Here is a 23,147-nt window from a genome sequence, read left to right as displayed (position 1 = left end):
TAGATGCGTATAATGCGCGGCGTTTATATTCTATGCGCCTTGCTGAAGGAGAAAAAGATGACGGCAAATATTCCGGTAATCACCATTGATGGGCCTGGCGGCGCGGGTAAAGGCACGTTGTGCAAGGCAATGGCGGAAGCGCTGGGCTGGCATCTGCTGGATTCCGGTGCTATCTATCGCGTTCTGGCCCTCGCGGCGCTGCATCATCATGTTGATGTCGAATCGGAAGAGGCGCTGGTGCCGTTGGCCGCACATCTGGATGTACGTTTTATTTCCACCGACGGTCATCTGGAGGTCGTGCTGGAAGGCGAAGACGTCAGCGCTGAAATCCGTACCCAGGAAGTGGCGAATACCGCCTCGAAAGTGGCTGCGTTTCCGCGCGTGCGTGAAGCGTTACTCCGTCGTCAGCGCGCTTTTCGTGAATTGCCCGGCCTGATTGCCGATGGACGTGACATGGGAACCGTGGTGTTTCCCGATGCGCCGGTGAAAATTTTCCTTGATGCATCCGCGCAGGAGCGTGCCCACAGACGCATGCTGCAGTTGCAGGAAAAGGGCTTTAGTGTTAACTTTGAACGTCTTTTGTCCGAGATAAAAGAGCGTGACGATCGCGACCGCAATCGCAGCGTGGCGCCGCTTGTCCCGGCCGCTGATGCTTTAGTTCTCGATTCGACTGAACTAAACATTGAGCAAGTTATTGAAAAAGCGCTACACTATGCGCGCGAAAAATTGGCAGTCGCCTGACCGTTAAACGGTGAAGCGCCAGGCCTCCGAATTATAGCAGTACCCCCGCAGCAATGGAGTGTTAGCGGGTATGTTAAACAACCCCATCCGGCATGGAGCCAGGTGGACGTTAAATATGAAACCTGAAGATTAAACATGACTGAATCTTTTGCTCAACTATTTGAAGAATCCTTAAAAACAATCGAAACCCGTCCGGGTTCCATCGTTCGTGGTGTTGTTGTTGCTATCGACAAAGATATCGTACTGGTTGACGCCGGTCTGAAATCTGAGTCTGCCATTCCGGCAGAGCAGTTCAAAAACGCCCAGGGCGAGCTGGAAATCCAGGTCGGTGACGAAGTTGACGTTGCCCTGGATGCAGTAGAAGACGGCTTCGGTGAAACCCTGCTGTCCCGTGAAAAAGCTAAACGTCACGAAGCTTGGATCACGCTGGAAAAAGCTTACGAAGAAGCTGAAACTGTAGTCGGTGTTATCAACGGCAAAGTTAAAGGTGGCTTCACTGTTGAGCTGAATGGTATTCGCGCGTTCCTGCCGGGTTCCCTGGTTGACGTTCGTCCGGTTCGCGACACCCTGCACCTGGAAGGCAAAGAGCTTGAGTTCAAAGTCATCAAGCTTGACCAGAAGCGTAACAACGTTGTTGTTTCCCGTCGTGCCGTTATCGAATCCGAAAACAGCGCAGAACGCGATCAGCTGCTGGAAAACCTGCAGGAAGGCATGGAAGTCAAAGGTATCGTTAAGAACCTCACTGACTACGGCGCATTCGTTGATCTGGGCGGCGTTGACGGCCTGCTGCACATCACCGACATGGCGTGGAAACGCGTTAAGCACCCGAGCGAAATCGTCAATGTTGGCGACGAAATCACGGTTAAAGTGCTGAAGTTCGACCGCGAGCGTACTCGTGTATCTCTGGGCCTGAAACAGCTGGGCGAAGATCCGTGGGTAGCTATCGCTAAGCGTTATCCGGAAGGTACCAAACTGACCGGTCGCGTGACCAACCTGACCGACTACGGCTGCTTCGTTGAAATCGAAGAAGGCGTTGAAGGCCTGGTTCACGTTTCCGAAATGGATTGGACCAACAAAAACATCCACCCGTCCAAAGTTGTTAACGTTGGCGACGTAGTGGAAGTTATGGTTCTGGATATCGACGAAGAACGTCGTCGTATCTCCCTGGGTCTGAAGCAGTGCAAAAACAACCCGTGGCAGCAGTTTGCGGAAACCCACAACAAGGGCGACCGTGTTGAAGGTAAAATCAAGTCTATCACTGACTTCGGTATCTTCATCGGCCTGGACGGCGGCATCGACGGCCTGGTTCACCTGTCTGACATCTCCTGGAACGTTGCAGGCGAAGAAGCAGTACGTGAATACAAAAAAGGCGACGAAATCGCAGCGGTTGTTCTGCAGGTTGACGCAGAGCGTGAGCGTATCTCTCTGGGCGTTAAACAGCTCGCAGAAGATCCGTTCAACAACTGGGTTGCACTGAACAAGAAAGGCGCAATCGTCAACGGTAAAGTCACTGCAGTTGACGCTAAAGGCGCAACCGTAGAACTGGCTGACGGCGTTGAAGGTTACCTGCGCGCTTCTGAAGCTTCCCGCGACCGCGTTGAAGATGCGACTCTGGTTCTGAGCGTTGGCGATGACGTTGAAGCTAAATTCACCGGCGTTGATCGTAAAAACCGCGCAATCAGCCTGTCTGTTCGTGCTAAAGACGAAGCTGATGAGAAAGATGCTATCGCCACTGTTAACAAACAGGAAGATGCAAACTTCTCTAACAACGCAATGGCTGAAGCTTTCAAAGCAGCTAAAGGCGAGTAATTTTCGTCATTCAGGTTACAACAACCTGAATTATGACGAGTTTACTTGACAGATTGCAGGATTCGTCCTGTAATCAAGCACAAAGGGCGGCTACGGCCGCCCTTGTTTAAAGCAGTTAGCTAATTTTGCCTTGAAGGAAACCGGAGGAATAATGACCAAGTCAGAATTGATAGAAAGACTTGCCAGCCAGCAATCTCACATTCCTGCGAAAGCGGTCGAAGATGCTGTTAAAGAAATGCTGGAACATATGGCCTCAACGCTTGCTCAAGGTGAGCGCATTGAAATCCGCGGTTTCGGCAGTTTCTCTTTGCATTATCGAGCACCTCGCACCGGGCGTAACCCGAAAACTGGCGATAAAGTCGAACTGGAAGGTAAGTACGTTCCGCACTTTAAGCCCGGGAAAGAATTACGCGACCGCGCCAATATTTACGAAGAGTAAGTCTCGCAGAACGGCGACAACGTACTCTGACAATAAAAAAAGCACCGCAGAAGGTGCTTTTTTTATGCCTGCTATTTGTCCCTCCTCACAAAAAAACATCCTCTTTGCGGCAAGCCGAATGTTTCTGCGGAAGCAAAAATCCGGGCTAATCGAACGGTGACTGACGAGCCTCTGGCTTAGCGTGATACTTCTGGTTAACAGGGAGGGCGCTATGCGTTTGCCACAGCTTGCCGGGTGCGCGATTTGCGGGATGTTACCGCTGTTGTTATTACCTGATTTACCCACGTTGGCCACCGTACAGGGCACCGTTGTCGGCGCTCTGCTGGTCGCGCTGTCCCGCAGAACCGTTGCCCGCTATCTGGCACTGACAATGCTGTTTTTCGCGTGGGGCGTACTCCACGCGCAGCAGGCGCTATGGCCGACTCAGGCGTTAGCGGGCGGTTCCCGTCAGATAGAGGTTGAGCTGAGCGCCGTGGACGGGGAGACCACGTTCCAGGGAAATATCACCCGTTTAAACGGGCGGCGCCTGTCTCCCGCACCGGGCGTTACGTTTTACGGCCGTTCTCTTCCCGAGCCACCGTGCGCCGGGCAGCGCTGGCGAATGACCGCCCGGATTCGGCCGATCCATAGCCAGCTCAATGAGGGGGGCTTTGACGGCCAGCGTTACGCCCTGGCCCAGCATCGCGCTTTAACCGGGCGCTTTACCTCCGCTGAGGCGCTCGACCTGAACTGCAGCCTGCGGGCGCGCTATCTGGCGTCGTTAGAGCATACCCTTACCGCATTCCCCTGGCAGTCGGTGATATTAGGGCTCGGGATGGGGGAGCGTCTGGTGGTGCCGGGAGAGATAAAAGTCCTGATGCAGGAAACCGGAACCTCGCATCTGATGGCGATATCCGGCCTGCATATTGCGCTGGGGGCATTGCTGGGTGGGTTAGCGGTACGTGGCCTGCAATTCTTTTTGCCCTGCCGCTGGATAGGCTGGCAGATGCCATTACTCACGGGCCTGGTCTGTGCGTTATTTTATGCCTGGCTGACCGGGATGCAGCCGCCGGCCCTGCGGACCTGCGTCGCGTTAGGCGCGGGGGTAGGCCTGCGCTTATCCGGCAGGCACTGGTCGCCCTGGCAGATATGGGGATGCGGTATCGCCGCGATTTTATTCGCCGATCCGCTGGCGGTGTTGTCCGATAGCCTGTGGCTGTCGGCATTTGCCGTCGCGACGCTGATTTTCTGGTATCAGCTGGTGCCGGTGTCATTACACGCCTGCCGCTGGCCGCTGCGCCAGATACTGGCTTTATGCCACCTGCAGTTCGGACTGATGTTCCTGCTATTACCTCTCCAGATCGTCCTCTTTCACGGCATGAGTATGACTTCCTGGGTGGCGAATCTTATTGCCGTCCCGTTAGTGACCTTTGTTATCGTGCCCCTCATTCTGGGGGCGATGGTGGTACACCTCTGCGGACCCGTGCTGGCCGAGATGGCTTTGTGGCTGCTGGCCGACCGGCTGCTGGCGGGGTTATTCTGGTTTTTGCGTCTGCTGCCACAGGGCTGGCTCAGCCTGGATTTCCGCTGGGCAGGGGTGAGCGTCCTGCCGTGGCTGATGCTTCTGGTCTGGCGCTTTCATGCCTGGCGTTCGCTCCCGGCTGTCTGTCTCAGTAGCACCGTGCTGCTGAGCTGGCCCTTCTGGCGCCACCTGCCACAGGATGAATGGCGGGTGACGATGCTGGATGTCGGGCAGGGGCTGGCGCTGGTTATCGAGCGCCAGGGCGCGGCTATCCTTTATGATACCGGGCTGGCCTGGCCCGACGGCGATAGCGGTCGGCAGATTATTATTCCCTGGCTCCGCTGGCATAACCTGCGTCCGGAAGGCATTATCCTGAGCCATGAGCATCTCGATCATCGCGGCGGTCTGAACTCGCTCCTCGAGGCCTGGCCCGGGCTCTGGGTCCGCAGCCCTCTGGACTGGGCGGGGCATCGGACATGCCGCCGCGGTGAAAGCTGGCAGTGGCGCGGGTTAACTTTTCGCGCGCTTTGGCCACTGCCGGGGAGCAGCGCAACCGGCAATAATCGCTCCTGCGTGGTGCGAATCGATGATGGAAAGCGCAGCATTCTGCTGACCGGAGATATTGAAATTCCAGCGGAAAGGGCCATGTTGAGCCGCTACTGGCAGCATCTTGCGTCTACACTTATCCAGGTTCCGCATCATGGCAGCAATACCTCTTCTTCGCTGGCGCTATTGCAGCGAACCGGAGGTGCGGCGGCGCTGGCCTCTCTGTCCCGCTATAATGCGTGGCATATGCCTGCAGAAAAGGTTATTCAGCGCTATCGGCAACAGGGCTATCAGTGGTTCGATACGCCGCATCAGGGGCAAATTACGGTGAGTTTTTCCGCAGAGGGTTGGCAAATCCACGGCTTACGAGATCAACTTTTACCGCGTTGGTATCATCAGTGGTTTGGCGAGACCGCGGATAACGGGTAGAATATGCGGCTATTTCAACACAAGCTGGTTTATTGAATGCAGAACGATAAAGACCTCTCCACGTGGCAGACCTTCCGCCGACTCTGGCCGATTATTGCGCCGTTTAAAACCGGACTGATCGTGGCGGCAGTCGCGTTAGTGTTTAACGCGGGTAGTGATACCTTCATGCTATCGCTTCTTAAACCGTTACTGGATGATGGTTTTGGTAAAACGGATCGCTCAGTGCTGCTCTGGATGCCGCTGGTAGTGATCGGCCTGATGGTGCTGCGCGGCGTCACCAGCTATATTTCAAGCTACTGTATCTCCTGGGTTTCCGGCAAAGTGGTTATGACCATGCGTCGCCGACTGTTCAGCCATATGATGGGGATGCCGGTTTCCTTCTTTGACAAGCAGTCGACAGGGACCCTGCTGTCGCGTATCACCTACGACTCCGAACAGGTGGCGTCATCCTCTTCCAGCGCGCTGATCACCGTGGTGCGCGAAGGGGCTTCGATCATCGGCCTGTTTATCATGATGTTCTACTACAGCTGGCAGCTGTCGCTGATTCTGATCGTGTTGGCTCCTATCGTCTCAATGGCGATTCGCGTGGTATCCAAACGTTTTCGTAATATCAGTAAAAACATGCAGAATACCATGGGGCAGGTGACCACCAGCGCTGAACAGATGCTGAAAGGGCATAAAGAAGTGCTGATGTTCGGCGGCCAGGCGGTAGAAAGCAGCCGTTTTGATAAGGTCAGCAACAAGATGCGTTTGCAGGGGATGAAAATGGTCTCCGCGTCGTCTATCTCCGATCCGATCATTCAGCTGATCGCCTCGCTGGCTTTGGCGTTTGTTCTGTATGCCGCCAGCTTCCCCAGCGTGATGGAAACCTTGACCGCCGGTACGATCACCGTCGTCTTCTCTTCCATGATTGCCCTGATGCGCCCGCTGAAATCCCTGACTAACGTCAACGCCCAGTTCCAGCGCGGGATGGCCGCCTGCCAGACGCTGTTTGCGATCCTTGATTCCGAACAGGAAAAAGACGAGGGTAAGCGGGTTATCGAGCGTGCGAAAGGCAACCTCGAGTTCAACAACGTCACCTTTACCTACCCGGGCCGCGATGCGCCGGCGCTGCGTAATATCAATCTGAGTATCCATGAGGGTAAAACGGTCGCGCTGGTGGGGCGTTCGGGGTCGGGTAAATCGACTATCGCCAGCCTGATCACCCGCTTTTATGATATCGATGAAGGGCAGATTACGCTGGATGGGCACGACCTGCGCGAATACACCCTGGCTTCTCTGCGCGATCAGGTCGCGCTGGTATCGCAAAACGTCCATCTGTTCAACGATACGGTGGCGAATAACATCGCCTACGCGCGCACAGAAGAGTACAGCCGTGAGCAGATCGAAGAAGCGGCGCGGATGGCCTATGCCATGGACTTTATCAGCAAAATGGATAATGGCCTGGATACGGTTATCGGCGAGAATGGCGTCCTGCTTTCCGGCGGTCAGCGTCAGCGTATTGCCATCGCGCGGGCGCTGCTGCGTAACAGCCCGATCCTGATTCTGGACGAAGCAACCTCGGCGCTGGATACCGAATCCGAACGCGCCATCCAGGCTGCGCTCGACGAACTGCAAAAGAACCGCACTTCGCTGGTGATTGCTCACCGCCTGTCAACCATCGAGCAAGCCGACGAAATTGTGGTGGTGGAAGAGGGTCATATCGTTGAACGCGGTAGCCATGCCGATCTGCTGGCGCACCGCGGCGTATATGCCCAACTGCATAAGATGCAATTTGGCCAATGATTGCGCGTATCTGGTCCGGTGAGTCGCCTTTATGGCGACTTCTGCTGCCGCTCTCCTGGCTTTATGGCCTGGTGAGCGGGCTGATTCGCCTCAGCTACCGGCTGGGGCTGAAGAAGGCCTGGCGGGCGCCGGTGCCGGTGGTGGTGGTGGGCAACCTTACCGCAGGCGGCAACGGCAAGACGCCGGTGGTCATCTGGCTGGTGGAGCAGCTACAGCAGCGCGGGATCCGGGTCGGCGTGGTGTCGCGCGGCTATGGCGGTAAAGCGCCGGGCTACCCGCTATTGCTCAGCAATCGCACCAGCACCGCGGAAGCGGGCGATGAGCCGGTGCTGATTTTCCAACGCACCGGCGCGCCGGTTGCCGTCTCGCCGGTGCGCAGCGAGGCGGTGCAGGCGCTGCTCGCCGCCCATGATGTGCAGCTGATCGTCACTGATGACGGTCTGCAGCACTATAAGCTGGCGCGTGATAAAGAAATTGTCGTCATTGATGGCGTGCGCCGTTTTGGTAACGGCTGGTGGCTGCCGGCCGGGCCGATGCGTGAACGCGCTTCCCGTTTACGCAGCGTCGATGCGATCATCGTCAACGGCGGCGTCGCGCAGCCGGGAGAGATCCCGATGCAATTGCGTCCCGGGCTGGCGGTGAATGTGTTAAGCGGTGAGCGACGTCAGGTGGCGTCATTCGCTAATGTCGTGGCGATGGCGGGAATTGGTCATCCGCCGCGCTTTTTTGCCACTCTGGAAAGCTGCGGCGTGCAGCCGGTGAAAACCGTCGCGCTCGCTGACCATCAGGCATTAACTCAGGCGGGCGTGTCCGCCCTCGTGACCGCGCAGCAAACGCTGCTGATGACCGAGAAAGACGCGGTAAAATGTCGCGGGTTTGCCGAAGCGAACTGGTGGTATTTACCCGTCGACGCCATCATGACGGATGAACGCGCACAGCGCTTGCTGACGGATCTGGTGACGCTGGCGCAACGTTAGTGCTGCCACGCTGGCTTTCACCGACGCTGTGCTGCAGTCCTTTACGGAGAACCTGCATGTCGGTATTAGCACTGTCACTCAAAGAAGCCCGTCATCTCCACCTTGCGGCGCAGGGGTTACTGAAAAAACCCCGACGTCGTGCCCGCGCCGGTGACATTCTGCAAACTATTCAGCAGATGTCGCTGCTGCAAATCGATACCATTAACGTCGTGGCCCGCAGCCCCTACCTGGTCCTGTTTAGCCGTCTTGGCAGCTACCCGCAAGGCTGGCTGGAAGAGGCGCTGCGCGCCGGGGAGCTGATGGAATACTGGGCCCATGAGGCCTGTTTTTTGCCGCGTAGCGATTTTCCCCTGATACGTCATCGGATGCTGACGCCCGATAATATGGGCTGGAAGTACCGCAAAGCGTGGATGGCGGAACACGCCGAGGAGATTCAGCAGCTGCGTGAGCATATTGCGCAGAATGGCCCGGTACGTTCGGCCGATTTTGCACATTCGCGCAAAGGCGCCAGCGGCTGGTGGGAGTGGAAACCGCACAAACGCCATCTGGAAGGGTTGTTTACCGCCGGGGAAGTGATGGTGGTGGAGCGACGCAATTTTCAGCGGGTATATGACCTGACGCAGCGGGTGATGCCGCACTGGGACGACGCGCGCGATGCATTGTCACAGGCGCAGGCGGAAGAGAGAATGTTGCGTAACAGCGCCCGGAGCCTGGGCATTTTCCGCCCGCAGTGGCTGGCCGATTACTATCGGCTGCGGCGGCCCGCGTTGCCGAATCTGCTGGCCAACTGGCAGGAAGAGGGGCTGGTGGTGCCAGTGAAGGTGGAAGAGTTAGGCGAGATGTGGCTCCACCGCGAAGCGCTCGGGCTGCTGGAATCGGCGCCCGGCGGTAAACTCTCCGCCAGCCACAGCGCCGTGCTCTCGCCATTTGACCCGGTGGTCTGGGACCGGAAACGCGCCGAGCAGTTATTCAATTTTAGCTATCGTCTTGAGTGCTATACCCCGGCGCCAAAGCGGCAGTATGGCTACTTTGTCCTGCCGCTGCTGCACCATGGCAAACTGGTGGGCAGAATGGACAGCAAAATACATCGCAAAACCGGGGTGCTGGAAGTGTTCTCGCTGTGGCTGGAAGAGGGGGTCAAGGTGACTCCAGGCCTGGAAAAGGGGCTGCAGCGGGCGCTTGAAGAGTTCGCCCTCTGGCAGTCGGCCCGGCGAATCGCCATCGGGCGTCTGCCGCCGATGCTCTTTGCCGACCGGCGTGAGGGCTGGGAAATCGAACCGGCCTGAGCCGCAGGCCACGTCCCGCTCAGCGCGACCGCAAACGGATCCCTGAGTTTGCCATCATGTGCTATGCTGCTGCGGAATCTATTCGGTCCATCAGGAGGAATCATGGATCACCGTTTACTTGAAATCATCGCCTGTCCTGTCTGCAACGGTAAACTCTACTACAGCCAGGATAAGCAAGAGCTGATCTGCAAAATTGACAGCCTGGCCTTTCCTTTTCGTGACGGCATCCCCGTGTTGCTGGAAACCGAAGCCCGCGCGCTAGCCGTGGGAGAAAGCCATTCATGAGTTTCGTGGTCATCATCCCTGCGCGCTTTGCCTCCACGCGCCTGCCGGGAAAACCTTTACAGGATATCAACGGTAAGCCGATGATCGTTCATGTGCTGGAGCGCGCGCGCGAGTCCGGCGCCGAGCGTATTATCGTGGCGACGGACCATGAAGACGTTGCCCGCGCCGTCGAAGCGGCCGGGGGGGAAGTGTGCATGACGCGTGCGGATCATCAGTCCGGTACCGAACGTCTGGCTGAAGTCGTGGAAAAATGCGCCTTCAGCGATGACACCATCATCGTCAATATTCAGGGCGACGAGCCGATGATCCCGCCGGCGATTGTCCGTCAGGTGGCTGACAATCTGGCGGCCAGCAGCAGCGGGATGGCGACGCTGGCCGTGCCCATTCACGATGCCGAAGAGGCGTTTAACCCGAATGCGGTGAAAGTGGTTATGGATGAACAAGGCTACGCCCTGTACTTCTCCCGCGCCACCATTCCGTGGGATCGCGATCGCTTTGCCAAATCCCGTGAGGCCATCGGCGATTCGCTGCTACGCCATATCGGTATTTACGCTTACCGCGCCGGCTTTATCCGTCGCTATGTCAGCTGGGCTCCCAGCCCGCTGGAGCAGATCGAAATGCTGGAGCAGCTGCGCGTGCTGTGGTACGGCGAAAAAATCCATGTCGCGGTGGCCGAAGTTGTCCCGGGCACCGGCGTTGATACACCGGAAGATCTGGAGCGCGTTCGCGCAGAGCTGCGTTAATCCCTCTGTCCCCTCCGTCGTGAGGGGATATTTCCACGTTTTTTTTCCATATTTTTTCCGCTAATTTTTGATCTTACCCGATGTGATTAGAAGTGAGATAAATGAACAGGGTTAGGCGAGATAATTATGGGATTCTGTGGTTGACCCGGGGATTTATTGGGATAGTTACTGTAAAACATTTGCATATTGTGAAAGAAGAAACGGGCAGAAAAATTTCTTCTCCTGCCCATAATATTACTCGTTATCGCCGAAAGAAAACAGCTGTGGTTGTCGATGGGCAATCACCTGCTTATGGGCTCGCTGGATCAATTTTCTTAACCCACGCTCAGTAATATTGTACTTCGAGCTTAGTTCTGCCCAGTTGTTACCCCGGAACTCATCATAAATCTGCATATCGCGAATCGACAGCTTATAAGCGTAGTCACGGGGAAATGTGAAGTTTTGCCCACCAAAGTGACTCGCCAGAAAATCTGCCACAGCCAGCCCCAATTGTTCAGCCTGTTCGGATGATAAACCGTAATCAACGCCGGTCTCTGTAACGTGGTCAGCAACTTCAGACAGCAGTTTATGCCGCTTATGCTCCATTGGTGTTGTCATGGTGACCTCCAGAAATCACTTTGCGCACTGCAGGGCTTCCTGCGCCTTACGTTCGCGACTCTGCCACTGCTTCAGTGTCTCAATAACCCGGCTTGCTGCCCATGAATTGAGCCAGTCAAGGCGGCTGACGCCTGTTATGCGATGCACATATACGTTGATTGCCCGTTCGGTGCGGTCGCGAATAAAACCTTCGTCAGCCATTTCCAGCCACAGCGACCGAATCTTCTTTGACTGATCGTCGGTGGCCGTCAGCTTCTCTTTTTTCTGAGTCCTGACTTTAAATCCGATGCTTTTCATCGCGTCGAGGATCTGGTTCAGCTGTTTGATGTCCATTTCACGGGTGGATTCAATACCAGCGTAGGTATTCAGTAACTGGCGGTAAGTATCTTCATCCATGCGCAGTTCACGCTTTGCCACATGAATGATCTTAATCAGCTGGGAACGGGTCATTTACCTGCCTCCTGAGTAACAAGGGGCGAATCCGGGGTATTGATATTGCCCGGACCATGCGCCAGGGCAAGCGCCGCAATAATGAAAACAGAGCCGATGATACCCAGCATGGCCGGTACAGGGCTTAGATTATTTGCTGATAAATACCCAGCCATTATAGCGAGTAAAAGGCCAATAATAGTTAAAATCAGTGCGCCAATAATCATAACATATCCATCAAAGAAAATTAAAAATGAAGAAACCTGTTAAGGCAGCGGCTAAAGTTCCCAGGGTTAACAACCAGAACCTTTTACGCTCCTGTGATGACTGAAACCGTGAGGCTTCAGCCATGAGCCTTTTATTCATATATGTAATCCTCTTACGGTTTATGAAATGCTCCAAAACAGCAATGATGGTGTAATAGCCAATAAAACCTACTGCACACCAGAGGAGAATACCTCCCAGTGCGATCAATAAGAGGACATTACCGACGGTTAATTTCATGATTTGTACTCCAGAGAAAGGGATGAATCCTTGCCGGAAACGCCGTGGTTTAAACGAGCTTTTAAACCTTCATTAAATCCCGCTTCCGCTGCATCTTGATCACCACGACATTTTTTAGCTTCACGCGGGGTCAAGTTAGATAAATCCTGCTCTTTCTTCATCTTTGCCAGAAAATTCGCCATCAGTGTTTTTTCGGTATCCGTCACCACAAATGGCTCAATAGCCTGATATGCACCCTCGGCCCACCCTTCGCAGAACTGGTCAGCGCGGGCCGTTTTGGTGGCAGGCTTAATATTCTTACGCAGAGAACCAATAAAGGTGCGTCGGGCTTTGACCATCTGCCGGGAAAGAACGTCGAAGGCATAAGCAGCAATTTCCGGACGCTCGTCAGGACCATAAAAAATGACGGTATTTTGCTTCTGGCCGTTCGTATAATTGCGGCTGAACGAGTAATAGCAGTTAACGCCCATCGCACGACAAATTAACTGGCCCAGAAACGTCATATAACGAGGGATGCTTTGTGCATGGGATGGTGCACCTTTACTGGCCTTGCTGGTGATATCCATCAGGTCGATATCATTCTGGCTCAGCTTGTGTTTGCGCATCAGTGCCTGCGCCTGATTCAGCGCCGCTGCTGCTTCATGAGGATTGGAGCTGCGACGGGCCAGATTCAGGAGTTTTTTAATTTTGGCCAGATATTTTTCACTTTCATTCGTCATGATTATCACCTTGCAGAGGTTGTAATTCAGAGGTGGGGACAAATGCGTTATAGGACAGCCCACAGTGAGGGCATTTCAGAATCAGATCGACACACCATGTACCATCAAAACTTTCCATAATGGTCGCCTGTTCAAAATCCAGATCATCGACCGGATTATCACAACGTTTACAGGTCAGAGACATTTATCATTCCTCACGCCAAACTTCGCCGCAAATTAATACTGATTCAGGGGCTCTTTCCTGAACCAGTTCCATAACCAGCTCGCACGATTGCTTATTCAGGTAAATATCATCAGAAACAGGTAATGCATCACAGGCATCGGTACCACAGGTTGAAACCAGCAAAACAAATCCGGATAAAGCTAACATTTATATGTACCTTTTAACTGGAACCGGCGTGCAGAGACCCGCAGCGCTGACGCCGGTATAAATTCGGAAGTAAATTAATAAAGGGTGTTGGCTGCTGTTATTGTACTTCCTGCTCAAACGGAATAATGGAGAAATCTTCAACATCCGTTTTTATGGTAATGCCGGGGATATTTTTCACGGCATCTTTTTCATTCAGCATCGCCTCTTTATTTAACTCTTCTTTAGTACGAATGAAACGTTTAAGGCCCAGTCGTTTCAGGAAATCAATAACCGCATCAGCCCCGCGAATACTGACTGACGGCGGGCGGTTACGCCATTGCACCTCTCCGGTAGTGAGATTGGCAAATTTAACCTTGCCGTTATTGGTCAGTTCGTCACGATGTGCTTCGCACCACGTCTGAATCCCGTTCTGTAACTCCTCCATTTTGGCTTTCAGTCCCTCGATAGCCGGGGAATGACTGGCGGTAATCTCCGCGATTGAATCATTCATTTCTGTTTCAACACGGATAAGTTCCCGCTGAATATCGCCAAGTAGCTTAATCCCTGTAATAACCTCTTCTTTCGTCTGAGCGACATATAATGCAGCAGTTGCTTTAAGTCGCTTTTTTGCTTTTGCCATTTTTATTCTCCTTCAGTGAAGTAAAGATTCGGACCAGATAACCCTGCAGCCGTACAACTCAATTTCTCCCTGCCGAAATCGCCCCTGATGGTCAATGCCGGTCATCATATAACCGGACTCCTGCTCCCTGAATTGACTGACGCACGGACTGTCACGGGAGACGCGAATAACCGGTTTTCCTGAATAAATCATGATGCTGGCAACAGGCGTATTCATGGCGTTGAGTGCGGCAATGGCCGTCATCACATTAGCCAGCTGTTGATTAATATTCGGGACTGTTTTCATTAAACCCCCTTAATAACGTCGGCATTGACAACCGGAACGCCGAGCTGCGCGGCCATATTCATTGCGGCAATAATCAGATTGCTGATGGCCAGCGGATATAACAGGCTGACAACCCCCCGGCGACCGCCAATATTGTTGCTGAGGCGTGCGCGAATCGCGTCGACGGCACTGTTATCAAGAACATCCGAGACGGATTTACCGGCCCGTTTAAATTTAAATTCCAGGAACCGCTCCAGCTCTGTATCCAGCGGCAGCAACTCGACGACCTCGCAACGCTGTACAACCTCGCGCACTTCCTGGTTACGTTCTGACAGCTTCATCGCGAGTTCAGGCTGGCCAATCAGTACGATGGACAGCAGTTTTTTAAAGCCATGTTCCAGCTCAAAGAAGCGCTTCAGGTGTTTCAGGGTAGGCAACGGCAGTGAATGCGCCTCTTCAATCACCAGAACATGGCTGTAACCGGCGTTGCTGGAGTCCTTCAGGACACGGTGTAACTGGCGGAAACGGGCCTCCTGACTGCGTTTGACACTTTCCAGCGGTGCGATAGTACTGATGATCGCCTCAGCGATGCTGGCCGCTTTCAGGGTCTTGCCTTTATTGTCATTGTCCTCCATCGCGATGATGTAGGGCTCAATGACGATGACCGGCGTATTTTCGCGATGGATACGTTCGATCAGATCGCGGCGCAGCGTGCTTTTCCCCGCGCCGGATTCCCCGATAACCGCCATAAAACCACCGTGCCGGGCTGTCTGATACAACGCCTCGCGGACGTAGCGGATATCCGGCGTGGTAAACACATCATCGGAACTCTGCATCGCGTCATCCGCAAACGGGTCGCGGAAAATACCGAATTGCTTTTTAGTAGCTGGATTTAATACCTGTTTTGCCAGTAACATATTCTCGTCCTCTTCGTTTTTTGCCTGTTGCGGGACGGAGGTACTGGCGGATTCCGCCGCCAGTACCTCATCAAACGCCCGGGACAAATCCTGCCCGAGCCCGCGTGATGCCAGAAAATTCATTATTTTTTGCCGCACTTCTTCAGGGCGACGTTTCGGCCAGATGCCGTGGTTAATCAGCTGTGAAACGGCAGGCTGGGAAACCGATGCCGCCATAGCAACCTCCGTCTGTTCGATACCGTGCTGCTTCATCAGGACTTTCAGTACCAGCATGTGTGCCTCCCGTTAATGGCCGTTAACGATGCTGAGTAGTGGCGCTTTGTTCCCGTCCAGTTCCTCCGCAATAGCGTCAATATTTTCTGCCGGAACGCCTTCCGGATAGCGACTGACCAGTTGGGCGTAATGTTCCGGGAGCCAGTTATGACCAGCAACCGTCAGGCGTTCTCGCAGCAATTTAGCTGCCTCAACATGGGATAACGGGCGTTGTTCGATACGCGGGCCGCGAACTTCGCTTTCCTGACCCCGACGCGGTAAATACGCCGGGAGTTCTGCTTCATCGACACGACGGTAAGGGTCAAAGCGCCCACCGAACGGAAGTTCTTTAGCTGCACGGGCCGCAGATGCCTCTCCTGCTGAACTCGTGCCCGTTACCAGTTGCTCAATCTCCTGACTGGTGTGCTGGGCAACCGTATCTGCCGGGCGTTTGTGCTCCTTCCCGATAACAGCCGCATTAACGGAAAACCCAAACTCGTTCTCGGGGACTTCATCCACCAGGTGGAAAACGTCGTGTCCGTCCTCACCCTGCAGGACAATCTGTGCAGCATCAGTACGCCAGGGATTGCGTGTCACCATGACGTATTCGCCAATCATTACGCCCGGTACGGAGGAAACGTCGTATTTCCGCCCCTGGAATGATATCTCCAGCGTTGGCTGTACTTTACGGCGTTCAGGGGACGCCACGGCGAGTTCACGGCATACCTCTACCGTGGGCGCTTTAATCAGCTGTTCAGCCGTTATCCGCAACCAGATGTCGTTACGTGTTGCACCGTGACGGCTGTGGATAGCCGTGGCATTGAAATGGCACCGCCATTTTTTGGCGAGCATGTTCAGCTCATCCAGGCTTGATACGTTCACGAATTTAAGGCCAGGTTCGAACTTGCGTTCGATGATGTCGCGGGCCTTTTCCACCTGACCTGTTGCCCTGGCATTGCCTGCAGCATGAGCGATCACGTCAATTCCGAGGGAACGGCACAGATTTTTAGTCATCGCGGCGGTGTTAGCAGAGCCCGGGTCCATAAACAGAATGCCAGGAACACCATGCAATACATCAGCACCACCTCGTTCCTGCATGGCATTAATCAGCACCGAACAGAGGTTTTCACCTGATTCTGCCCCCATGACATACTCCACGTAGATCCAGCCGCTGGTGTGGTCGGTAATTTCATAGCTCCACACCCTGTCGCTGGCGATACGAGCCAGGTTTTTCGGCTTATTTTTGTAGAACTGTGCGCTGTCCATTACCTGCAGGCCGGAAGTTTTACGGCCATTCTGGAGGTAATACAACGTGCAGAGAGAGGCATCCACCAACCAGACGTGATTCGGGTGCAGACTGGCCAGGCGGGTAACAGGCGCAGGGGCCATCAGTTGATCGGGATGAACACCATAGCAGCGCATGGCGCGAATAATGGCGCTTTCAGACAGCTGACGGGCTTCCCCGGTAGCTTTGTCTATAAACTCGGCAGTTATCATATTGTTAGCCCGCAGCTCGTTCACAGCATCTGCCACGGAATACAACCGTTTTCCGTTTTTACGGGTTGACTCAGTCAATAACGCCGAAATCATCATGGCATCTTCGCGTGTCAGAGCGCTGGTACCAGCATCGATACGACGTTTACGGGTTTCTGTCATAGCAACCTCTTTTATTTTGCGTAGCAATGTGGCGCGGGATATCCCCAGCTCCGCACATGCCGCAGCATAGATTGCACCGCGCTCACCGTGCCCGGCGCTGCGGGCAGCCTGCGCTATCGCAACCAGTCGTTCGGTCAGAGCTGCGCTCATGGGTTATTCTCCCTGCTGTCCGAGGTCAAGTGACGCATCAATCCAGTCCGGGCGGCTACCAGGGCGAAACTCTTCGAGGTTGAAGTTTTCTCGGACCTTATCCAGGGACTGCTGTAACTGATTGAGTAACCCGGCCATAAACGCATCAGGATATTCGCCAGCATCGTTATCAGTGATATAGGTGGTCAGAACGCTAAAACCTTCCCGCAGTTTGCCGGTAATGATGGCTTCGGCTTCGAAAGCGATCGCCGTCACTTCCTTACGCAGCTTTTCGGCCTCCACGTCAGGTGCTGGTGGTGCTATCCGGGATTGCTTCTGTAGCTTTTTATTCAGATCGTCTATTTTGTCGTTCTTATCAGAAAGGAGACGACGTTGGGCGTCAGCATCCTCACGGGCATCACGCAATGCCGCTTTTAGTTCGCGGCTGGTCATGCGATCAATTTCGTCGAGGGTCATGCCAGCAACGGTGCCACCTTCCGCTAATGCCGCCAGTTCTTCATCGTCTTCCGTCATCAGCTCAAAAAGCTTTGTCTTACCCAAAACGGCAAGCGCTTGCCGTTTTGGTTCTAACTGTGGTGAGCAATATTTAACGGCTGCCTGCATCACTAAACGTGCAGTTCTCTCTGCCAGACCGAGTTGCTCGGTAACGATGAGGGAAAAATCACCATGAGGTTCATTCTCTTTGAGTATCACCAGGCGTTTACCAGCTTCCAGCATGGCCTCCGCACTCTGTGCCATATAGAAGCGGGCTTCATGAACGATCCGATCCCGTTCATAGGGTAAACCATCACCAAACTGCGCCATGACCTGTTGTTGACGAAGGGCCATTTCGTTTTGGTTGGCAGAAAGGTCTTCAGCAAATTGCATGTCTTCAACTAAGACGGCGGCTGGGCTCTTGGTTCTTGGCATTTGTTATCTCCTTATCGGGAACCGGCGAGAATACGTTGGTTGGTTTCATCCATACGTGCCTTCATGCGGGACATGTGCTCTGCATGGGCAGTGGCGATCTGCAGCATTTGAACGCTGTGCGCATAGCGGCCATTGTCGAGCTGGATCACCAGACCTGACTCAACAAGCGTTGCAAGGTCACGACTGATATTTGCGGGAGAGACATTCAGTGCTTTGGCCAGTTCGCCGTTAGAAAGGCCAGTCATCGTATGCCCTTTAAGGGCAATAAGAACTAGCAAGGTACGCCTCGCTGAAGTAGATACACCAGATTTATGGGCCATAAACGTGGACTCCTCTTTTTAATATAGGTAACACTTTTACACTTCTGGTTTAGGTGCTATAAAATCAAATAGTGTTATGCAGCTGCGGCTTTTAAACCTAATTTCACAGCGATCTCATGACCTTTTCCATATTTGGCTTTCGTTAACCCATTGAGAACACGGTAAACATCCGTGGGCGAATAACCGTTATCGATAGCCCACTGGTTGAAGGTCCAGCCATTCTGGCGAAATTGTTGTTTGACTTGATCAGGGGTCTTCATTTGTAGCTCCTTATCGTCGAAGAAATGCGTAACTTATGCGTAAGATTATGGTTCACAATCGTAAACCAGTCAAGGATATAAAAGGTGGTGTTTTGAGTACCCTAAATGAGCGTTTGAGAGAAGAACGGAATCGTATTGGACTTAACCAAACTGAGTTCGGAGCCCTTGCAGGCGTTGGAAAGACGACGCAAATCAACTATGAAAACGGGAACCGCACACCAAGTGCAGACTATTTAGCCGCAATTTTCGAGCATAGTGTTGATATTCAATATGTTGTGACTGGCGTAAGAAGCCAGGTGGTTCACGAAAGAGAACCACTTGATGATGCTCTATTCTTGAAAATTGTTACTACATTAGAACGGGTTGCTTCACGCAGTAGCCGTCAATGGCCGACGCAGGACTTAATAACTACGGCCATTAAGGTTTATAACTTTCTGATAAAGGAAGATGCAGTGGATTCCGACAAGATTGAAAGGTTATTGAAGCTGGTAGTAAATAACTAAGCCTGGGGGTATGTATGGATAGTCGTGATCGTGAATTGTATGAATTAAGCAGCCAAATAGCTGAAAAACTGAGTGGGTTACCTGATGATGGAAAACCAAAAACAATAACCGTGACGCAATCAGGTGATGGAACAATTGTTCTAGGGTCCCAGGTTATAATTAACCCACCGTCCAAAAATGACGCTCGTAGGGAAATCCCCATTCAGGAACAATCCAACTCTTGGTTGCTCTCGGCTATCAGAGAGAACAAACATCACATCAGTGCAGCTAGAAGGCGAAAATGGTTAAGTCTTCCAACGATAAGCTTTGTATTTGTTGTTCTCGTTCTAATCCTTTACGCACTAACTTTTTTGCTGGGATTGATGCACAGTCAATCGTCTGAATTTATCGTACCGTTTTTTGAGATGCTGACTGGCAACCCTATCTTCCTAGCAGTCTTTTCTGCGATTCTTGCGTTACTTGGTTTTTGGATGGATAGGAACAGAAAAATCGAGGATCGAATTATTGCTGAAAGCTCAGAAACCATTCAATTGCTTACTTCAATACTGAGACGGAGACAAGGATGAGGGTCTTTATTTTGCTGATTATGGTGCTGACTGCCGGTGGTTGTGGTGACAAAAATCAGGAGGCGAGATCCTACGCTGAGTCAATTATTAATTCCTATCTGAAAGATCCAGACACTGCAAAATACAAAAATGTTACGGTCAGTCGTATCAAACAATCGGGGAGTCATCCTGATATGGTCCACGTTTGTGGTCTTGTGAATGCAAGGAATGGTTTCGGTGCATACACAGGGAATAGCAAGTTCGTCGTTAGTTTTCTGGACTCACCATCACCCGAGTTGATTCATAAAGAAGTAGCGACACCTAATACGATCACTGATGATTCATCTTCAAGTTATTGGCAGACATACTGCACAGTAAAGAATTCGTAAGTTCTTAAAAAGACCGGTGCAATGCACCGGTCTGGCTTACATTCGAGTGATGATAAGTTCGCTTCGAAGTTCAGATTGTCTGCCAGAACCTTGCAGGCTATAGGTTAGTTGGACTTTTTTTATCTCTAATTTCGAAAAAATTTCTCTCATTTCAGGGATATCATTCACTGAAATAATCATATTCCCTTCTACTGAGTGTGCCAATTCAGCTAACCGGATGTAGTTACTGAAGTCAAAGTCTACCCCATAGCCTTCAGTCCCCCAGTACGGAGGATCGCAGTAAAACAGCGTATGCGGGCGATCATATTTCAAAATGCAATCTTCCCAGCTCAGATGTTCAATCATCGTTCTGGCCAGGCGAAGGTGTGCTAGTGATAGTTCCTCCTCTATACGCAACAAATTAAGTCTAGGAGGGCTCGTTGTCGCCGTTCCAAGGGTCTGACCTTCGAGTTTTCCACCAAATGACTGTTTCTGTAGATAGTAGAACCGGGCGGCCCTCTGTATATCCGTCAGAGTTTCAGTAGGGGTCATTTGCAACCAGCGGTACAACTCTCGGCTGACCAGAGCCCAACGGAACTGCCTGATAAATTCATCTAAATGGTGCTGAATTACCCGATAGAGGTTGATTAATTCCCCATTTATATCGTTGATAACCTCTGCCTTGCTGGGTTCCTTCATGAAATAGAGTGCAGCGGCTCCGCAGAAGGGTTCTACATAGCAAGTATGTCTTGGGAACAGTGGCAGGATATGACGTGCCAGACGACGTTTGCCGCCTATCCAGGGTATGATCGGTGTCGATTTCATATGCTGTAAGCCTTTTTCATTGAATGAAAATGCAGTAGGCTGAATCTGTCTCGCGAGACGGACTGAGCCTCCGGTCGACTCACAGGCAAGGACTGTGTGTTGATGGCCTGCGGGATGTTAGCGCATCCCGCAGGCCGCTCTTTCTTTCGGGAGCCTGGGAATTGTGTTTCTGAATGACTGCCCGTGTCGTTTGTCCACGGGCAAAAAATGGGAGTCAGTGAATGGACGTAAACGCCTTAATCTCCAGCCTTACCTCCATCGGGACCATTGGTAAGGCGCTTATTGACGAGCGCGACAGCCAGAAACTGGCGACCCTCAAGAGTGATCTCACGAATAAAATCATTGAGGCTCAGTCCCAGTTCATGCAACTGCATAGCACCGTCATCGAGCAGCAACGGTCGATCCTTACCCTGGAGCAACGTATCCGCGAGCTGGAAGCTGCTGGCGCTGAAAAAGCTCGTTATCAACTTACCAAACTCGGAACTGACGGGGAGTTCTTCGCTTATGCTCTGCGTCCCGAGTCCGAACTTCCGGAGGGCACTGGCGAGGTCGCTCATTTCCTCTGCCAGCCTTGCTTCGATGCCGGGAAGAAGGTTGTCCTCGCTGGTAACGGGGATGGGTACTGGCGATGTCATATCTGTAACCACGGTGCCCAGGTGACACCCAGTAGATACGATGGATTTAGTACCGGAAGTAATTACGATATCGGGGGATATTAATTTATCAGTAGATTGTTCATTATTCATGATGACACTCCTTAGTAGTGATTCAAACTAACGTCTCTTCATTCTGGAGGCCTCACTCCTGCTCATAATCTGCCCGGGGGCAAATTACTCCTCACCCCGATATACCGCACACTAACTCCTGATTTATTCAGCCTTTTGGCCTTCTTCAGGAGAACCGCATGTCACTACTTCATAAAGTTCGTCACCAGCGGCTGCGCAATTGGATCATCCTCGCCGTTGCGCTGCTGGCCGCTATCGCCTTCATTTCTCCGGAACAGCTCGGCGTCACGCTGTACAAGCTGTCTCTGGTTTCCATCGCCGCCATTCTCGGCTATCACCTCGACCGGGCGCTGTTCCCCTATGCCAGCCCGGGGAGCTACCTGATTGACGACTGGAAAGAGAACCTCGGAAAACCGGTGCCGGTGAGCCGTAACGAACCTGAATACCCAGTGGCAACAGGCTACGAGCTGATTTTTGCTGCCGTCCTGCTGCGACGGGCGCTGATTGTCGCGGCCATCTGCCTCGGCGTGACGATGGGGCTCTGACCATGACCCGGCTCGCTCTTTCCGTCATTCTCCTTTGTCTGTTGAGCGGTTGTCATCCGGTTCTCGCGGCCAGCATTCCGGTTGAGGCCCGACAATACCAGCGCGAGCTGACCCGCAATGCCCGCGTCGTCTGGGGGCTCAATGCCCCGGTTTCCACCTTCGCCGCCCAAATCCACCAGGAATCACAGTGGAACACCCGGGCCCGTTCACCGGTCGGAGCACAGGGGCTGGCGCAGTTTATGCCCGCCACAGCCAGCTAGATTGCCGGTATTTACCCTGAGCAACTGAAATCCAATCAGCCTTACAACCCGTCGTGGTCCATGCGAGCGCTGGTGCAGTACAACTGGTGGCACTGGCAGCGGATCACCGGTACCGCCAGCGACTGTGAACGCATGGCATTCGTGTTATCGGCGTATAACGGCGGGCTTGGCTGGGTTCAGAAAGACCGGAGGCTAGCTAGCAGTCGCGGGTTGGATGCCAGCCGTTACTGGAATCACGTCGAGCAGGTGAATGCGGGCCGTAGCGCTGCCAACTTTCGCGAGAACCGGGGCTATCCCCTGAAAATCATCTATACCTGGCAACCGCTGTATCTGGCGTCTGGCTGGGGGCCGGGAGAGTGTAATGACTCTGAATAAATGGTTCCTCCTGGGAGGTTTCATCGGTCTGGCAGGCGTTATCTGGTTCATCCGGAATGATGCCTACAACGATGGTCTGGCTGCAGGTCGGCTGGAGTGCTCCAGAGGGCAGACTCAACAGGCCGCTGATGCCCTGAATCAGTTTATCGCCGGAACAAAGCAACTGACCGCGCAGGCTAATCAGGCCAGCACGTTGCTGTCGCAACAAATCGACGCCCGCCAGCTGGCGGATGAGAAATCCACGGAGGCCATTCGTGAAGCACTTAAAAAGAACGCTGCCAGCCGTGCTGGTTGCCGGTTTGATGCTGACGTCATGCAGGAACTCACCAGAGCTCGCGAGCAGGCCGCAACAACCGCTACCTCTGGTTTTACCCGCCCGCCTGACCGTCCCGTGCCCACGTCCGGTTTATCCGGCCAGTAACGGCATGGACGATCTCGCGGTAGCTCAGAAGCAATTATATGACCAGTATGGCCTCTGCGCCGGACAGCTGGTC

30 protein-coding genes and 1 pseudogene are annotated in these 23,147 nt (G+C 53.3%); 15 read left to right on the top strand and 16 right to left on the bottom strand.

The window, feature by feature from the left end:
• Positions 1-57: 57 nt before the first annotated feature.
• The 9 genes from cmk to kdsB all read left to right on the top strand — a co-directional run bounded on the left by cmk (position 58) and on the right by kdsB (position 10,541).
• Positions 58-741 (top strand): (d)CMP kinase, encoded by a 684-nt coding sequence (gene cmk / locus ACI2JR_RS17755; RefSeq protein WP_132727544.1) that lies wholly within the window; start codon positions 58-60, stop codon positions 739-741.
• A 135-nt stretch (positions 742-876) separates the two neighbouring features.
• Complete coding sequence (gene rpsA / locus ACI2JR_RS17750) at positions 877-2,550, top strand: 30S ribosomal protein S1 (RefSeq protein WP_004860074.1); 1,674 nt, start codon at positions 877-879, stop codon at positions 2,548-2,550.
• 151 nt (positions 2,551-2,701) lie between these two features.
• Complete coding sequence (gene ihfB, locus ACI2JR_RS17745) at positions 2,702-2,989, top strand: integration host factor subunit beta (protein WP_004100704.1); 288 nt, start codon at positions 2,702-2,704, stop codon at positions 2,987-2,989.
• Positions 2,990-3,200: 211 nt separating this feature from the next.
• Positions 3,201-5,465 carry a ComEC family protein gene (locus ACI2JR_RS17740; protein ID WP_462479121.1) on the top strand — a complete coding sequence of 755 codons (2,265 nt, stop codon included), beginning with the start codon at positions 3,201-3,203 and terminating at the stop codon, positions 5,463-5,465.
• A 36-nt stretch (positions 5,466-5,501) separates the two neighbouring features.
• Complete coding sequence (gene msbA, locus ACI2JR_RS17735; RefSeq protein ID WP_132727538.1) at positions 5,502-7,250, top strand: lipid A ABC transporter ATP-binding protein/permease MsbA; 1,749 nt, start codon at positions 5,502-5,504, stop codon at positions 7,248-7,250.
• The gene (lpxK, locus tag ACI2JR_RS17730; protein WP_462479120.1) at positions 7,247-8,227 is read left to right on the top strand and encodes a tetraacyldisaccharide 4'-kinase; all 981 of its coding nucleotides are present in this window, start codon (positions 7,247-7,249) and stop codon (positions 8,225-8,227) included. Before msbA ends, lpxK begins: the two co-directional genes overlap by 4 nt.
• A 56-nt stretch (positions 8,228-8,283) precedes the next feature.
• Positions 8,284-9,513 carry a winged helix-turn-helix domain-containing protein gene (locus ACI2JR_RS17725; RefSeq protein ID WP_462479119.1) on the top strand — a complete coding sequence of 410 codons (1,230 nt, stop codon included), beginning with the start codon at positions 8,284-8,286 and terminating at the stop codon, positions 9,511-9,513.
• A gap of 102 nt (positions 9,514-9,615) precedes the next feature.
• Positions 9,616-9,798 carry a protein YcaR gene (gene ycaR / locus ACI2JR_RS17720; RefSeq protein ID WP_132727529.1) on the top strand — a complete coding sequence of 61 codons (183 nt, stop codon included), beginning with the start codon at positions 9,616-9,618 and terminating at the stop codon, positions 9,796-9,798.
• Positions 9,795-10,541, top strand: coding sequence for a 3-deoxy-manno-octulosonate cytidylyltransferase (gene kdsB / locus ACI2JR_RS17715; protein ID WP_132727526.1), 747 nt, complete (start codon positions 9,795-9,797; stop codon positions 10,539-10,541). The genes ycaR and kdsB overlap by 4 nt, the downstream gene beginning before the upstream one ends.
• Before the next feature lie 234 nt (positions 10,542-10,775).
• Here the strand turns inward: kdsB and ACI2JR_RS17710 are convergent, their stop codons facing one another.
• The 14 genes from ACI2JR_RS17710 to ACI2JR_RS17645 all read right to left on the bottom strand — a co-directional run bounded on the left by ACI2JR_RS17710 (position 10,776) and on the right by ACI2JR_RS17645 (position 18,507).
• On the bottom strand, positions 10,776-11,138 hold the full coding sequence (locus ACI2JR_RS17710; RefSeq protein ID WP_462479118.1) for a Mor transcription activator family protein: 363 nt from the start codon (positions 11,136-11,138) through the stop codon (positions 10,776-10,778).
• Positions 11,139-11,153: 15 nt separating this feature from the next.
• The gene (locus ACI2JR_RS17705) at positions 11,154-11,588 is read right to left on the bottom strand and encodes a gp16 family protein (protein WP_462479117.1); all 435 of its coding nucleotides are present in this window, start codon (positions 11,586-11,588) and stop codon (positions 11,154-11,156) included.
• Positions 11,585-11,794 (bottom strand): hypothetical protein, encoded by a 210-nt coding sequence (locus ACI2JR_RS17700; RefSeq protein WP_462479116.1) that lies wholly within the window; start codon positions 11,792-11,794, stop codon positions 11,585-11,587. Before ACI2JR_RS17700 ends, ACI2JR_RS17705 begins: the two co-directional genes overlap by 4 nt.
• A 10-nt stretch (positions 11,795-11,804) precedes the next feature.
• Complete coding sequence (locus ACI2JR_RS17695) at positions 11,805-12,071, bottom strand: hypothetical protein (RefSeq protein ID WP_462479115.1); 267 nt, start codon at positions 12,069-12,071, stop codon at positions 11,805-11,807.
• The gene (locus tag ACI2JR_RS17690; protein ID WP_462479114.1) at positions 12,068-12,790 is read right to left on the bottom strand and encodes a DUF2786 domain-containing protein; all 723 of its coding nucleotides are present in this window, start codon (positions 12,788-12,790) and stop codon (positions 12,068-12,070) included. The genes ACI2JR_RS17695 and ACI2JR_RS17690 overlap by 4 nt, the downstream gene beginning before the upstream one ends.
• Positions 12,780-12,974 carry a hypothetical protein gene (locus tag ACI2JR_RS17685; RefSeq protein WP_040211998.1) on the bottom strand — a complete coding sequence of 65 codons (195 nt, stop codon included), beginning with the start codon at positions 12,972-12,974 and terminating at the stop codon, positions 12,780-12,782. The genes ACI2JR_RS17690 and ACI2JR_RS17685 overlap by 11 nt, the downstream gene beginning before the upstream one ends.
• A 3-nt stretch (positions 12,975-12,977) precedes the next feature.
• Positions 12,978-13,160: a hypothetical protein gene (locus ACI2JR_RS17680; protein ID WP_408877066.1), complete on the bottom strand. Its 183-nt coding sequence runs from the start codon at positions 13,158-13,160 to the stop codon at positions 12,978-12,980.
• A gap of 97 nt (positions 13,161-13,257) precedes the next feature.
• Entirely contained in the window at positions 13,258-13,779 is a 522-nt protein-coding gene (locus ACI2JR_RS17675; protein ID WP_418611712.1) for a host-nuclease inhibitor Gam family protein, read from the bottom strand.
• Positions 13,780-13,791: 12 nt separating this feature from the next.
• Positions 13,792-14,064 (bottom strand): hypothetical protein, encoded by a 273-nt coding sequence (locus tag ACI2JR_RS17670; protein WP_040212002.1) that lies wholly within the window; start codon positions 14,062-14,064, stop codon positions 13,792-13,794.
• Positions 14,064-15,233, bottom strand: a complete 1,170-nt coding sequence (locus ACI2JR_RS17665) for an ExeA family protein (protein ID WP_462479113.1) — start codon at positions 15,231-15,233, stop codon at positions 14,064-14,066. The genes ACI2JR_RS17670 and ACI2JR_RS17665 overlap by 1 nt, the downstream gene beginning before the upstream one ends.
• Before the next feature lie 12 nt (positions 15,234-15,245).
• A complete protein-coding gene (locus ACI2JR_RS17660) occupies positions 15,246-17,018 on the bottom strand; it encodes an integrase (RefSeq protein WP_462479112.1) in 1,773 nt (590 codons plus the stop codon).
• Positions 17,019-17,021: 3 nt separating this feature from the next.
• Entirely contained in the window at positions 17,022-17,927 is a 906-nt protein-coding gene (locus ACI2JR_RS17655) for a DUF3102 domain-containing protein (RefSeq protein WP_462479111.1), read from the bottom strand.
• A gap of 11 nt (positions 17,928-17,938) precedes the next feature.
• A complete protein-coding gene (locus ACI2JR_RS17650; RefSeq protein WP_462479110.1) occupies positions 17,939-18,247 on the bottom strand; it encodes an HTH domain-containing protein in 309 nt (102 codons plus the stop codon).
• A 74-nt stretch (positions 18,248-18,321) separates the two neighbouring features.
• Positions 18,322-18,507, bottom strand: coding sequence for a DNA-binding protein (locus ACI2JR_RS17645; RefSeq protein WP_462479109.1), 186 nt, complete (start codon positions 18,505-18,507; stop codon positions 18,322-18,324).
• 35 nt (positions 18,508-18,542) lie between these two features.
• Between ACI2JR_RS17645 and ACI2JR_RS17640 the strand changes: the two genes are divergently transcribed.
• From ACI2JR_RS17640 to ACI2JR_RS17630, 3 genes are read left to right on the top strand one after another with little or no spacing between them, the layout of a single operon-like run.
• Entirely contained in the window at positions 18,543-19,010 is a 468-nt protein-coding gene (locus ACI2JR_RS17640) for a helix-turn-helix domain-containing protein (protein ID WP_462479108.1), read from the top strand.
• 14 nt (positions 19,011-19,024) lie between these two features.
• Positions 19,025-19,576, top strand: coding sequence for a hypothetical protein (locus ACI2JR_RS17635; protein WP_462479107.1), 552 nt, complete (start codon positions 19,025-19,027; stop codon positions 19,574-19,576).
• Positions 19,573-19,944 (top strand): hypothetical protein, encoded by a 372-nt coding sequence (locus tag ACI2JR_RS17630; protein ID WP_462479106.1) that lies wholly within the window; start codon positions 19,573-19,575, stop codon positions 19,942-19,944. Before ACI2JR_RS17635 ends, ACI2JR_RS17630 begins: the two co-directional genes overlap by 4 nt.
• Positions 19,945-19,980: 36 nt before the next feature.
• Here ACI2JR_RS17630 and ACI2JR_RS17625 read toward each other — a convergent pair whose 3' ends face one another.
• Complete coding sequence (locus ACI2JR_RS17625) at positions 19,981-20,748, bottom strand: DNA adenine methylase (RefSeq protein ID WP_462479105.1); 768 nt, start codon at positions 20,746-20,748, stop codon at positions 19,981-19,983.
• 236 nt (positions 20,749-20,984) lie between these two features.
• Positions 20,985-21,494 carry a hypothetical protein gene (locus ACI2JR_RS17620; RefSeq protein WP_462479104.1) on the bottom strand — a complete coding sequence of 170 codons (510 nt, stop codon included), beginning with the start codon at positions 21,492-21,494 and terminating at the stop codon, positions 20,985-20,987.
• Between the two features lie 158 nt (positions 21,495-21,652).
• On the opposite strand from ACI2JR_RS17620, the gene ACI2JR_RS17615 reads away from it, so the two are divergent.
• The 3 genes and pseudogenes from ACI2JR_RS17615 (at position 21,653) to ACI2JR_RS17605 (ending at position 23,074) form a co-directional block, all read left to right on the top strand.
• Complete coding sequence (locus ACI2JR_RS17615) at positions 21,653-22,018, top strand: putative holin (protein WP_425715157.1); 366 nt, start codon at positions 21,653-21,655, stop codon at positions 22,016-22,018.
• A 2-nt stretch (positions 22,019-22,020) separates the two neighbouring features.
• Positions 22,021-22,653 (top strand): annotated as a pseudogene (locus ACI2JR_RS17610) (transglycosylase SLT domain-containing protein).
• Positions 22,640-23,074, top strand: coding sequence for a hypothetical protein (locus ACI2JR_RS17605; RefSeq protein WP_462479103.1), 435 nt, complete (start codon positions 22,640-22,642; stop codon positions 23,072-23,074). Before ACI2JR_RS17610 ends, ACI2JR_RS17605 begins: the two are co-directional and overlap by 14 nt.
• Positions 23,075-23,147 lie beyond the last annotated feature (73 nt).

The sequence above is a fragment of the Klebsiella sp. NPDC088457 genome (genome assembly GCF_044900465.1).
GTDB lineage: Bacteria > Pseudomonadota > Gammaproteobacteria > Enterobacterales > Enterobacteriaceae > Klebsiella.
Note: the sequence above shows the minus strand (reverse complement) of the source record. Positions and strands in the feature narration are given on the sequence as shown.